This is a genomic window from Brachymonas sp. KE5 (assembly GCF_057773645.1).
Window position 1 is genome coordinate 2,338,632 of record NZ_CM173463.1, and the last position, 12,125, is coordinate 2,350,756.

The window sequence follows — 12,125 nt, forward strand, 5'->3', positions numbered from 1 at the left end:
CCAGCCTATGTTGAATGTCCGAATCATTGTAAACAGCGCCCTGCTCGGCCTGTGCTGTACCCCGCTGATGGGCTGTGGCCAGAAAGGGCCTCTGTATCTGCCCACCGCGCCGGAAGCGGCCCACCGTGCCACGCTGCCCGAAACACTGCTTGGCCCGGTACTGCCACGCGCCAGGGCAGCCACGCCCGCCGCCAGCGCGGCGTCCGCTTCCGTCACGGCTTCGGGCGCCACGCCGGCCGTTGCCCCTCTACCGGCCCCCATCCTCGCGCCAGACGTTGAAGCAGACCCGCTGCAACACGACGACATCCGCTGACGCCCCGTCCCCTTTCGGCCTTCGGCCCCGATCCCCTTCCCTCCTGCGAAGCACCGCCATCATGACCACCCTGCAACTCCCCGGCGCCCCTTCCCTGGCCTACGATGCCAACAACCAGCTTTGCGTCGACGGCGTGTCCGTCGCCGATCTGGCGCGCGAGCACGGCACGCCGCTGTTCATCTATTCCAAGGCCACCATGCTGCGCGCGCTGCAGGCCTACCAGCAGGGCTTTGCCGGCCGCAACGCCCTGATCTGCTTCGCCATGAAGGCCAACTCCACGCTGGCCGTGCTGCAGGTGTTTGCCCAGGCCGGCTGCGGCTTCGACATCGTCTCCGGTGGCGAACTCGAGCGCGCCCTGGCAGCCGGGGCCGACCCGGCCAGGATCATCTTCAGCGGCGTCGGCAAGAAACGCAGCGAAATGCGCCAGGCGCTGCAGGCCGGCATCGGCTGCTTCAACGTCGAAAGCATCAACGAACTGCACGTGCTCAACGAGGTTGCCGTGGAGCTGGGCTGCCAGGCGCCCATCAGCATCCGCGTCAACCCCAACGTCGACGCCCGCACCCATCCCTACATCTCCACCGGCCTCAAGGGCAACAAGTTCGGCGTGGCGCACGAGGAAGCCCTCTCCGCCTACCAGCTGGCCGCCAGCCTGCCCGGCCTGCGCGTGGTGGGCATCGACTGCCACATCGGTTCGCAGATCACCCAGAGCGGCCCTTACCTGGACGCCATGCAGCGCATGCTCGACCTGGTGCAGCTGATCGAATCGCACGGCATCCCGCTGCCGCATTTCGATTTCGGCGGCGGCCTGGGCATCACCTACGCCGACGAAACCCCGCCCGCCGCCAACGAGCTGTGGCAGGCCCTGCTGGCCGAAATGGACGCCCGCGGCATGGGCGAACGCCAGATCCTGATCGAGCCCGGCCGCTCGCTCGTCGGCAACGCCGGCATCTGCGTGGCCGAGGTGCTCTACCTCAAGCATGCAGAAGCCAAGAACTTCTGCATCGTCGATGCCGCCATGAACGACCTGCCGCGCCCCGCCATGTACGAGGCCTACCACCAGATCGTGCCGGTCGGCCCGCAACAGCCGGAGGCCATCAGTCTGAATTACGACGTGGTCGGCCCGGTCTGCGAAAGCGGCGACTGGCTGGGCCGCGACCGTACCCTGGCGGTCCAGCAGGGCGACCTGCTGGCCGTGCTCTCCGCCGGCGCCTACTGCATGAGCATGTCCAGCACCTACAACAGCCGCGGCCGTGCGGCCGAAGTGCTGGTGGCCGATGGCCAGGCGCACCTGGTGGCCGAGCGTGAAACCGTCAGCGCCATTTACGCGCGCGAACGGCTGCTGTAACAAGCGAGCAGGCATGCGCACTGCGTGCCGCCGAAGGGCTGTAGCTGCACCTCCGGAGAGGTGCAGCGCTGCGCACTGCCTTCGTCCGGAGTGGTGATCCGAGCCGCACCGATCCGGCCGGATCAGTGCCCGCAAGCCCCTGCCGCCGGCTGGTTGCGGTTCCAGTACCACAGCCGCCAGCCGAGCAGCAGGCCCAGAATCGCGGTATACACCCAAACCTCGGCCGTATCGTTCTTGCCGGCCCGCATCCACAGGAAGTGCAGCACCGCGGTGCCCGCGGCCACATAGATCAGGCGGTGCAGCGCCTGCCAGTTCGAGGCACCCAGCGCGCGGATCGCGGCGTTGTTCGACGTCAGCGCCAGCGGCAGCAGCAGCACGAAGGTCAGCATTCCGGCCAGGATGAAGGGGCGCTCGCCGATGTCACGCGCCACCTCGCCCAGGCTGAAACCCATGGCCAGCCCCGCGTAGAGCAGCAGGTGCACAACCGCATAGCTGAACATCAGCAGCCCCAGCACCCGCCGGAAACGCAGCACCTGCGGCAGCTTGAAGGTCACGCGCACCGGCGTGACGGCCAGCGTCAGGCACAGGAAGCGCAGCGCCCAGTCGCCCGCACCGCGCACCAGCGACTCTTCCGGATTGACATACGCACCCTGCGCCGTCTGCCACACCATCCACGCCAGCGGCAGCAAGCCCAGCAGCCACAGCAGGGGCTTGGCCTTGCGGCTGGCCAGCAGGCCCTTGATTGCACTCATTCTTGTCCTTTCAGAAATTCTTCGCCAGATCCATGCCGGCATACAGGCTGGCCACCTGCGGGGCATAGCCGTTGAACAGCTGCGTCTTGCGCCGCGGCGTCCACAGGCTGTCGCCAATGCGCCGCTCGGTCGCCTGGCTCCAGCGCGGATGCGGCACGGACGGGTTCACATTGGAATAGAAACCATATTCCGTGGGCGCCACCTTGTTCCACGCCGTGCGCGGCATCTGCTCCGTCAGGCGGATGCGGACGAGACTCTTGGCGCTCTTGAAGCCGTACTTCCACGGCACCACCAGACGCACCGGCGCGCCATTCTGGGCCGGCAGCACCTCACCATACATGCCCAGCGCCAGCAGCGTCAGCGGATGCATGGCCTCATCCAGCCGCAACCCTTCGGTGTAGGGCCACTGCAGCACGGACGAACGCAGCCCCGGCATCTGCGCGGCATCGCCCAGCGTCTCGAACTCGACGAAACGCGCACTGCCGGTCGGCTCCACCCGCCGCAGCAGGTTCGAAAGCGAATAACCCACCCACGGAATCACCATGCTCCAGCCCTCGACACAGCGCAGGCGGTACACGCGCTGCTCCAGCGGCGCCAGCCTGAGCAGGTCCTCGATGCCCAGCGTCAGCGGCTTGTGCACCGCCCCTTCGATGCGCACGGTCCACGGCGAGGTGCGTAGACGGCCGGCATTGCGGGCAGGATCGGACTTGCCGGTGCCGAATTCGTAGAAATTGTTGTAGCTGGTCGCGTCGCGGTAGCTGGTCCGGGTTTCGCTGCTGCTGGCGCCCGGCACCCGGGATGCGCTGGCTGACAGCTTGCGCGCCCCTGTGCTCCCCTGCGGCGCCGGGGCTGCCATTGCCGTACCAGAAACCCCCAGCCCGCCCGACACTGCCACCGTTGCCAGCAAGCCCGCCTCCCGCAGCCATTGCCGGCGCACAGCGTATTGCTCTGGCGGGGTGATATCGCTCGGGATCCGGTGTTCGAACCCCCGTTCGCGGAGGAAATGCATGGTGGGCTCCTTCTGCCATAGGTCATGGCATTCTTGCAGACCGGCGGCTCTGCGCGCCGTTCGCAGGACAGAGTCCCCACCCTCGTATCAGGGATCAGCCCTCAGCGGCAAACGGTGCGCTGCGCATCAGGATAAGCGGACAGGGGAACGAAACCTGCCGCCTCTGCAGCCTGCGTGCGTCCAGCGGGAATCGTGAAGATGCCCAAATGTCCGGTCGCCCCGCCACAAACGGCCGGATACATGCGACCATCGGTGCCGCAGGTCGATGCGAGCACCGGTACACCCGCTGCTTCCAGCCGGCGCTGCTGGTACAGCAGCGTTTCGCCGCCGCGTTCGCACTGTCGCTCACCTGTCAGGCGTGCCACCTCCGTCACCGGACGCTGGCTCCCGTCGGGAACGCGCGGATGGTCCGGCACCACAATACACCCCGCCATCATTACACCGCCCAGCAGGGATCCCAGAAGCGTCTTGCCGTGTTTCATGATCGTCTCCTTGTGTCAGGAACACGCCATCCAGCATGCTCCACCCACCTCTTTGCCACGCGTAGGACCGGGACGAAATCCTCTGCCAGAAAAAACGGGCATCCGTTTCCGGATGCCCGTCCTGCTCAGTGCTGGCGTGTTCCTTACAGCGTACCGTAGCTGTGCAGGCCGCTCAGGAACATGTTCACGCCGATGAAGGCAAAGGTCGTCACCGCCAGGCCGGCCAGCGCCCACCAGGCCGCCACGGTGCCGCGCAGGCCCTTCATCAGGCGCATGTGCAGCCAGGCCGCATAGTTCAGCCACACGATCAGGGCCCAGGTTTCCTTCGGGTCCCAGCTCCAGTAGCCGCCCCAGGCTTCAGCGGCCCACAGGGCGCCCAGCACGGTGGCGATGGTGAAAAAGGCAAAGCCCACGGCGATGGACTTGTACATCACGTCATCCAGCACCTCCAGTGCCGGCAGGCGCGCCGCAATCGCCTTGCGGCCCAGCAGGATGCCGGCCACGATCAGCGCGGAAATGCCGAAGTAGATCGCCCAGTAGGTGCTCAGCGTCTTCATGCCGCTTTGGCGGAACACCACCGGTTCCAGGCACAGCACGATGCCCAGCAGCCACAGCGGCGCCAGCTTGTACCACTGGGTTTCGGTGGCCTGCTTCTTGATCAGGTAGGCAAAGGCCACCATTGCCGCCAGGGCAAAGGTGCCGTAACCGATGAAGTTGGCCGGCACGTGCAGCTTCATCCACCAGCTTTGCAGCGCGGGCACCAGCGGCTGGATCGCCTGCGCTTCACGCTCCAGCGTGTACCACAGCAGGAAGCCCACGGCCGCACTCACCACCAGCATCACGAAGGCGCCCAGCGCCCGCGTGCGGTACTGCATCTCGTAGTACAGGTAGAACAGCGCCGTCATCCAGCAGAACAGCACGAACACTTCGTACAGGTTGCTCACCGGGATGTGGCCGATGCCGGCACCGATGTGGTGGCTCTCGTACCAGCGCACCATGGTGCCGACCAGCGCCATGCCGATGGCTGCCCAGGTGATGCGCGAACCCAGCACTTCCATGGTGTTGCTGCGGTAGGCGTCGCCGCCGGCCGTTTCCACCTTGCCGGTGAACATGCCCACCCAGTAGAACAGCGTGCTGATGAAGAACATCATGCACATCCACAGGATGGCGGACTGGCTGGAGAGGAAATACTTCAGCAGGAACACGCTGTCGGCGCGCTTGAGGTCGCCGTCATAGAGCGAGATGGACAACAGCGAGAATGCCGCCACCACCAGCATCAGCACCGCCGCCGGGCGCCAGAACCAGCCCAGCCAGATCAGCACCGGCACGGTACCGATCAGGATGCCCTTCTCGTAGCCATCCATGGCGTGGTTGTATTGCAGGAAGGCAAACACGCCGCCTGCCACGACCAGCAGGGCAAACAGCCAGTCGAACCAGTTGCGCCGGCTGAAATAGCCTTCGCTCAGCGTGATGGTGACCGGAGCGCCAATGGGCGCCTGCGGACTGGTGGTGCTCATAGGGGTACTCATGTCATCGGACTCCCAGCAGTTTGTCTTTAAGCACTGCAAATTCCTTGTCGCTGTCGATATTGCGACGGTTGCTGGACAGCGCCATGGTAGCGCTGCTCGCTTGTCCCTGCTCACCTGTCGGGGTAATCCACACCCACACGCGGCGCTCGCGGATATAGAGCATGGCAAACACGCCCAGGATCAGGAACAGGCAGCCCAGATAGACCACCCACTTGCCCGGGCTGCGCGTCACCTGGAACACGCTGGCCTGCACCTGCTTGAATTCCTTCATGTGGAACAGCAGGGGTTCAGGATACAGTGGCGCGTCGCTCAGCGCCACCACGGCCTGGGCCATGAAGGCCCGGTTCTGTTCCTTGTTCAGGTCCAGCTCGGGCAGCCCGGCCCTGGCACGCTCCACCTGCAGCAGCTCGATCAGCGTGCCATTGAGAATGCGCAGCAGCACATCGCCAAAGCGCGTCTGCTGGTCCGGGGGAATGGTTTTCTCGATGAAGGCGGCAATCGCCTGCAGGCCGAAGCTGCGGGCGGCCTCGCTGTTGGGATCGAGGCGCGCCTGCGGCAACAGCGCCGGGTCGCCGGCGAACAGCGACAGCACGCGCTCGGCCGAGGCGGTGAGCTGCTCGGTCATTTCGGGGCTTTCGGTGCCGGCATTGGCCGCCACGTAGCGCTTGACGGCCTCGGCGCGCAGCGCCGGATCCATCAGCGCCTCGCGCAGGCGCAGGAATTCGTTCAGCTCGCCCTTCTCATCAGCCGGAATGCGCAGGTAGCGGAAGGGCTCGGCGGTATTGGCGCGCACCCCGAACATGAACTCTGGCACGCCTTCGCCTGAGTTGATCGGCAGCATGTAGTTGTTGAACTCGCGCGCCTGGCCAGAAGAATCACGCAGCTTGTAGGTCACGCTCGGGCCCACGTTGCGCAACTGGTGTTCCTTCTTGTTCTGCGCCGAACCCAGGTTCTGCTTCAGCGTCTGCTGCAGGTCGACCTTGCGCACGTCCACGCCACGGTCGCCCTTGCCATCGTCGCCGAAGTTCTCGACGTTGATGGTGCGCAGGTTGGTGATCTCCAGCGTGCGCTTGTCGCTGCCGCCCACCATGGTCTGCGAAGTGCCGACCGCGCCCTTGACCTCGAACGGCGCAGTGGGATTGCCCATGCCGATGGCCTGCAGCGTGATCTCGGAGCCGCCATCCTCGAAGCTGGACTGGTAGATTTCGATGCCCTTGAAGCTGGCCGGCTTGTTCACCTCGATGCGGGCGTCCTCGCGCTTGCCGGTTTCCTTGTCGATGATGACGACCTCGCTGGCAAACACACGCGGCATGCCGGTGGGGTAATACTCGACGATGAACTTCTTCAGCTCCAGGATGAAGGGCAGCTCCTGGATCAGCACGCCATCCTTCTGGTTGAGGATGGCGTTGTCGGCCGCCGTGCCCTCCGGCACGAACAGGTTGCCGCGGAAGCTGGGGTTGCTGGCGCTCAGGCGGTGTTCGGGCTTGATGTCGGCAATCATGCCGCCGCCGGTGTAGGCACTCTTGCCGTTGAACCAGGTCTGGGCACGCACCATCAGGTCGCCATCGAACAGGCCGCCGATGCAGATCAGCACGATGGCGCTGTGCGCAGCCAGATAGCCGATCTTGTTCATGCCGCCCGCCTTGGCCGCCACCATCCAGCCTGCGCCCTGCGCGGTCTGGCGCTGCTGCAGCTTCACCTTCCAGCCGCCGCTGGCCAGGGTGCGGCCGATACGCTGGGCCGCCTGTTCGGGCTGTTCGCCAAACTGCGCTGTGGCTTTCTGGCCGAAGGCATTGAGCGCCTGCTCGCGAATGTTTTCCTTGTAGTTGCGCAGATCCTGCACGATCTTGGGCAGGTTGCGGGCAATGCACAGGCTGGTGCTCACCACCAGAAACGCCAGGATCAGCAGAAACCACCAGGCGCTGTACACGCTGTACAGGCTGAGCGCCTCGAACACGCGCGCCCAGAACGGGCCGAACTGGTTGATGTAGTTGTTGAACGGCTCGTGCTGCTTGACCACGGTGCCGATTACCGACGCCACACAGATGATGGTCAGCAGCGCAATGGCAAAGCGCATGGACGACACCAGTTCGACGGCAGAGCGCCACCAGCGTCCGCCGCTGCGTACCTGCAGGCCTTGTGTGGAAAAAGTCGTCATGCTCGGGAAAATCTGTGGTCTGGGGCAAACATCAGGCGCGCACCGCACCCGCGCACATGATACGGGTATTCACTGAAGCCGGTCTTAACCAGATTCAAAAAACACAAAAGCGGGCCGCAGCCCGCTCTTGAGGTATGGCAGGAGCCCTGCACCTGCTGCTCCGGCAGCGCGAACTGCTGGCCGCCGAAAGCGTCAGGATCAGCGCAGGCCCTGGATGAAGTCGGAAACCGCCTTGATCTGGGCATCGTTCATGCCGTTGACCACTTCGGGCATGACCTTGTCGTTGGTGCGGATGCCGTCGCGGAATTCCTTGAGCTGCAGCTCGGTGTAGCCGGCGTGCTGGCCTGCCAGACGCGGATACTTGATCGGCATGCCGGCGCCGTTGGGGCTGTGGCAGGCTGCGCAGGCAGGAACGCCACGGGCGATGATGCCGCCGCGCCAGATCTTCTCGCCCAGGGCGAGCGTATCCTTGTTGGTGGCGGCCTGGGGCTTGGCCTTCTGGCTGTGCACGAAGTAGGCGATGTTGCGCATGTCTTCATCGCTCAGCGGAGCGGCAAAGCCGGCCATGACGGTGCCCTTGCGCTTGTTTTCCTTGAATTCCTGCAGCTGCTTGATGATGTACTCGGGGTGCTGCTGGGCCAGGACCGGGTTGGCGGCAATGGTGGAGTTGCCGTCAGCCGCGTGGCAGGCAGCACACACTGCATTGAACGATGCCTTGCCCTTTTCCAGGTTGGGAGCAGCAGGAGCAGCAGCGGGCGTGGCAGCCACGGCCGAACCGGCAGCAGCCAGCATCGCGGCGGAAATCAGGGAAGCAGCAAAAGAGATAACAGGCTTCATGGTTGCATGGGTCCGTAGTGAACAGAGACCCCGGAAGACCGCTCAATCCGGGTAAACTCTTTCATTCTACAACGCAAGGTAACCAAAAATAACCCTGCCTTCATTTTCTGTTGCCATTCGCGCAGCAATGCTTGCTCCCGGGCAAGACCCTTCACAGCGATTCCGCCATGGCCGCCTCTCCGCGCTCCCCCAAGTCTGCGTCCCGCAGCAAGCCCGCCGCTCCCGCCAAACCGCCCAAGACGCCAACCGCGCTGGGCTGGACGCACACCGCGCGCTTCCTCACCACTGCCGCGCAGCTGCACCAGCTGCCCGAGCTGGACGTTCCCGAGATTGCCTTCGTCGGCCGGTCCAACGCCGGCAAGTCCACCTGCATCAACACGCTCACGCAGCAGCGCCAGCTGGCCTACGCCTCCAAGACGCCGGGCCGCACCCAGCACATCAACCTGTTCGCGCTCGGCCGCCAGGGCGAGACCGATGCGGTGCTGGCCGACCTGCCTGGCTACGGCTACGCCTCGGTGCCGCTGGCCGACAAGCAGCGCTGGCAGCGCGTGATGGCCAACTACCTGGTCACGCGCAAGAACCTCAAGGGCGTGGTGCTGATGAGTGATCCGCGTCTGGGCCTGACGGAGCTGGACGAACTGTTGCTCGAGGCCATCCGCCCGCGCGTGGAGGAAGGCCTGAAATTCCTGGTGCTGCTCACCAAGGCCGACAAGCTCACCCGCAGCGAAGCCGCCAAGGTGCTCTCCATCACGCGTCTGCAGGCTGGCGGCGGCGATGTGATGCTGTTCTCGGCCTTGAAGAAGCAGGGCGTGGCCGAAGTGGCGCAACTGCTGTGGGACTGGACGCACGACAATGGTGACCTGCCCACATCCGAGAGCGGGTTCCCTGATGCAGATGCTCCCGATGAGCCGGAATGTCTTGACGACCCCGACAACATGGGAGACGACGCTAGCCCTGCTCCATAGCAGCGGCATGCACCCGAGGCAGCTGCGCCAACAGCTCGGGCAAGGCCTGCTGCACAGTATCCCAGACAAGCTCCAGATTGATCTCGAAATAGCCATGCGCGATGCGATTACGCATCCCCCCATGCTGCGCCATGGAATTTCTGCATGGCTGGCCGTAAAATCACGATAGCCATCCATCACCTTGGTGGCCGCTTCGCCAAGAATGATGAGACTCATGATGACTGCTTGCTGCGTGCGCTTGTCCTCAAGACAATCCGCCTTGGACAGCCCCGCGGTAAAGACTCAGGCGTCCGACGCAGCCTGCTGCATGTGCTCGATATAGTCCGGCAACCGGTTGATGCTCATATGGCCCGCGCCTCCGCCAGAACAGCGGCGCGGAACTTGGCGGGCAAATCGGCCGGCGTCAGCACATCCACGGTGATTCCCAAAGCCTCCTCAAGCTCGTCCTTGAGTCCCCCGAGGTCAAACAAGGTCGTTCCCGGCTTCGCATCCACCAGAAGATCCAGGTCGCTGCCCTCTGTATCAGTGCCCCGCAACACCGAGCCAAACACGCGCGGATTGGACACACCAAAACGCTGCGTTGCTGCAAGCACAGCATATCGTCTGGCGTGGAGGGCTACGGAAGGACGCATGGTCATCAGAAGAATGCGAAAAGACAATTGCATCATTCCACATTGATGCCAAAAGTCAAATTCCGCGCTCACCCTCAATACACCGGCGGCATCCCCTCCGGCCGCGTCTTGAAGCGCTTGTGCACCCAGAAATACTCGTGCGGGCGCTTGCGCACCCAGGCCTCGAGGTAAGTATTCATGCGCTGGGTATCGGCCTCGACATCGGCCGTGGGAAAGTCCTTCCACGGCCCTTCCACATGCATGGTGTAGCCATGCGGATCGAGAAAGGTGACAGTGGTCACCACCTGCGCCCTGCCCAGCCGTGCAAAGCGTGACAGCGAAGGCACGGTGGCCGCGGGCTGGCCGAAGAAGGTCACGAAAATCGACTCCTGCGGGCCGAAGTTCATGTCGGGCAGCAGGTAGAGCATGCCGCCCTGCCGCAGCGCCGCGATGATGGGTTTCACCCCGTCCCGCCGCCACACCACGCGCGCATTCTCGAAGCGCGTGCGGCCGCGCCGCAGCCAGCGGTCGGCCCCCGCATTGCGCTGCGGCGTGTAGATGGAGATGAAATCGCGCTGCGGCAACTGCCCCGACAAGGCCATGCCGCCGGCATCCAGCCCGACGAAATGCGGCGCAAACAGGATGGTTGGCTCATCGCCCTGCAGGGCCTGCACATCGCCCACCATGCGCAGGCGCTTGCGCAACAGCTCCGGGCTGCCATGCCAGAGCCAGATGCGGTCGAAAAAGGTTTGCACGAACACGATGAAGTGGCGCCGCACCACGCGCTTGCGCTCGGCCTCGCTCCACTCCGGAAAGCACAGCGCCAGGTTCACCAGCGCCACATGGCGGCGACGCGGAATGGCCCAGTACAACAGGCTTCCCAGCGCAGCCCCCAGGGCGCGCCACACCCACAGCGGCAGATACGCCAGCACGCCCAGCACCGCGTACCAGAGACGCTCCCGGCCGCCGAGCGGGGGCAACTCCTTTTCCTGCGGCTTCAGCGGGCGCTCCGAAGCCTGCGCCGCCCGAGCGGGCGCCCGCGCCTCGCCCACGGGTGTACTTCCCGCAACCGGGGGCGTCATGTCACGCTGCGACGGCTCGCTCATGCCACAGGCTCCTTGCCCGCCTGCTCCACCGCCGGCTGCGGCCGCGGCTGGCGATAGCGCGCATAGCTCCACATGTACTGATTGGGGTCAGCCAGGATCACCTTTTCCATCTCGCGGTTGATTTGCGCCACGGCGGGCTCCAGCTCGGCCGGCAGAGGTTCGGACAGCGGACCGCAATGCAGCAGGAATCCCCGCCCGTGCGGCAGCCGCTCGCCCCAGATTACGATCACCTCGGCCCCGGTCTGCTGCACCAGCTTGGCCGCCAGCGTCATGGTGTAGGCCGGGCGTCCGAAGAACGGCGCCCACAGCCCCTGCCCTTCGGGCGGCACGTGATCGGGCAACAGGCCCACGGCCTCGCCCTTGCGCAGCGCCTTGATCATCTGGCGCACGCCGGCCAGCGTGGTCGGCGCCGACTTCAGCCCCGGACGGTGGCGCACATGCTTCATCATCTCGGCCAGCCAGGCCTGGCGCGCCGGGCGGTAGAGCACGGTGAGGTCGCCATACTGCGGACCGAATTTCTCGGCCAGCGCCTGCGCCGTGATCTCGAAGCAGCCCATGTGCGGCGTGAGGAACACCACGCCCTTGCCCGCCGCATATGCGCGCTCCACGTGCTCCACCCCCTGCCACTGATAGGGCACGGGCTTGCCGAACCAGATGCGCGGCAACTCGAAGATCATGCGCCCGCCGTGCGCGATGGCGCCGCGCACCTGCGCCTTGCTCAGGCCGGCCTGATCGCGGTTCTCGGCCCAGCGCTGGCGGTAGCGCGACGACAGGCCATACACCAGCCACCCCACCACGGCGCCCATGCCGTGCAGCAGCCAGAGAGGGAAACGGGCAAAAAATCGAAACAGTTGATCCATGGCAAGTGTTTGCAGCCAGGGCAGAACCTGCACTTCTGGCCGGGTTTTGACGGATTCATTACAATAACGCCCATCGCCGAGTTAAACGAGCAACTTGCAGGGCGATCCATCCTCCGACATTGTCGCACGGGGATGCGGGAAGGCAGCAGGCAAACCCC

Annotated in this window: 12 protein-coding genes and 1 pseudogene; 3 read left to right on the plus strand and 10 right to left on the minus strand. The window is 65.0% G+C overall.

Annotated features, from left to right (window positions below; genetic code table 11):
- The first annotated feature begins 7 nt into the window (after positions 1–7).
- Both lptM and lysA read left to right on the plus strand, forming a co-directional pair.
- The gene (gene lptM / locus ACX36O_RS11065; protein ID WP_200785694.1) at positions 8–313 is read left to right on the plus strand and encodes an LPS translocon maturation chaperone LptM; all 306 of its coding nucleotides are present in this window, start codon (positions 8–10) and stop codon (positions 311–313) included.
- A 61-nt stretch (positions 314–374) separates the two neighbouring features.
- A complete protein-coding gene (gene lysA / locus ACX36O_RS11070) occupies positions 375–1,658 on the plus strand; it encodes a diaminopimelate decarboxylase (protein WP_213361584.1) in 1,284 nt (427 codons plus the stop codon).
- A 122-nt stretch (positions 1,659–1,780) separates the two neighbouring features.
- On the opposite strand, the gene msrQ is transcribed toward lysA, so the two are convergent.
- From msrQ to ACX36O_RS11100, 6 genes are all read right to left on the minus strand, one after another.
- Complete coding sequence (gene msrQ, locus ACX36O_RS11075) at positions 1,781–2,410, minus strand: protein-methionine-sulfoxide reductase heme-binding subunit MsrQ (RefSeq protein ID WP_371686592.1); 630 nt, start codon at positions 2,408–2,410, stop codon at positions 1,781–1,783.
- A 10-nt stretch (positions 2,411–2,420) separates the two neighbouring features.
- Positions 2,421–3,419, minus strand: coding sequence for a protein-methionine-sulfoxide reductase catalytic subunit MsrP (msrP, locus tag ACX36O_RS11080; protein WP_371686593.1), 999 nt, complete (start codon positions 3,417–3,419; stop codon positions 2,421–2,423).
- Positions 3,420–3,520: 101 nt separating this feature from the next.
- The gene (locus ACX36O_RS11085; RefSeq protein ID WP_213361589.1) at positions 3,521–3,901 is read right to left on the minus strand and encodes a hypothetical protein; all 381 of its coding nucleotides are present in this window, start codon (positions 3,899–3,901) and stop codon (positions 3,521–3,523) included.
- 143 nt (positions 3,902–4,044) lie between these two features.
- Positions 4,045–5,430: a c-type cytochrome biogenesis protein CcsB gene (gene ccsB / locus ACX36O_RS11090; RefSeq protein ID WP_488359783.1), complete on the minus strand. Its 1,386-nt coding sequence runs from the start codon at positions 5,428–5,430 to the stop codon at positions 4,045–4,047.
- 1 nt (position 5,431) lies between these two features.
- Positions 5,432–7,588, minus strand: a complete 2,157-nt coding sequence (locus tag ACX36O_RS11095) for a cytochrome c biogenesis protein ResB (RefSeq protein ID WP_488359784.1) — start codon at positions 7,586–7,588, stop codon at positions 5,432–5,434.
- A gap of 198 nt (positions 7,589–7,786) precedes the next feature.
- A complete protein-coding gene (locus ACX36O_RS11100) occupies positions 7,787–8,425 on the minus strand; it encodes a c-type cytochrome (protein WP_091813059.1) in 639 nt (212 codons plus the stop codon).
- A 167-nt stretch (positions 8,426–8,592) separates the two neighbouring features.
- On the opposite strand from ACX36O_RS11100, the gene yihA reads away from it, so the two are divergent.
- Positions 8,593–9,390: a ribosome biogenesis GTP-binding protein YihA/YsxC gene (yihA, locus tag ACX36O_RS11105; protein WP_371686595.1), complete on the plus strand. Its 798-nt coding sequence runs from the start codon at positions 8,593–8,595 to the stop codon at positions 9,388–9,390.
- Here the strand turns inward: yihA and ACX36O_RS11110 are convergent.
- The 4 genes and pseudogenes from ACX36O_RS11110 to ACX36O_RS11125 form a co-directional block, all read right to left on the minus strand.
- Positions 9,374–9,657 (minus strand): annotated as a pseudogene (locus ACX36O_RS11110) (HepT-like ribonuclease domain-containing protein). The gene yihA and the pseudogene ACX36O_RS11110 sit on opposite strands and share 17 nt — an antisense overlap.
- Positions 9,658–9,731: 74 nt before the next feature.
- Positions 9,732–10,022 (minus strand): nucleotidyltransferase family protein, encoded by a 291-nt coding sequence (locus tag ACX36O_RS11115; protein WP_091815332.1) that lies wholly within the window; start codon positions 10,020–10,022, stop codon positions 9,732–9,734.
- 74 nt (positions 10,023–10,096) lie between these two features.
- Positions 10,097–11,107 carry a lysophospholipid acyltransferase family protein gene (locus ACX36O_RS11120; RefSeq protein WP_371686596.1) on the minus strand — a complete coding sequence of 337 codons (1,011 nt, stop codon included), beginning with the start codon at positions 11,105–11,107 and terminating at the stop codon, positions 10,097–10,099.
- Positions 11,104–11,967, minus strand: coding sequence for a lysophospholipid acyltransferase family protein (locus ACX36O_RS11125; RefSeq protein ID WP_371686597.1), 864 nt, complete (start codon positions 11,965–11,967; stop codon positions 11,104–11,106). Before ACX36O_RS11125 ends, ACX36O_RS11120 begins: the two co-directional genes overlap by 4 nt.
- Positions 11,968–12,125 lie beyond the last annotated feature (158 nt).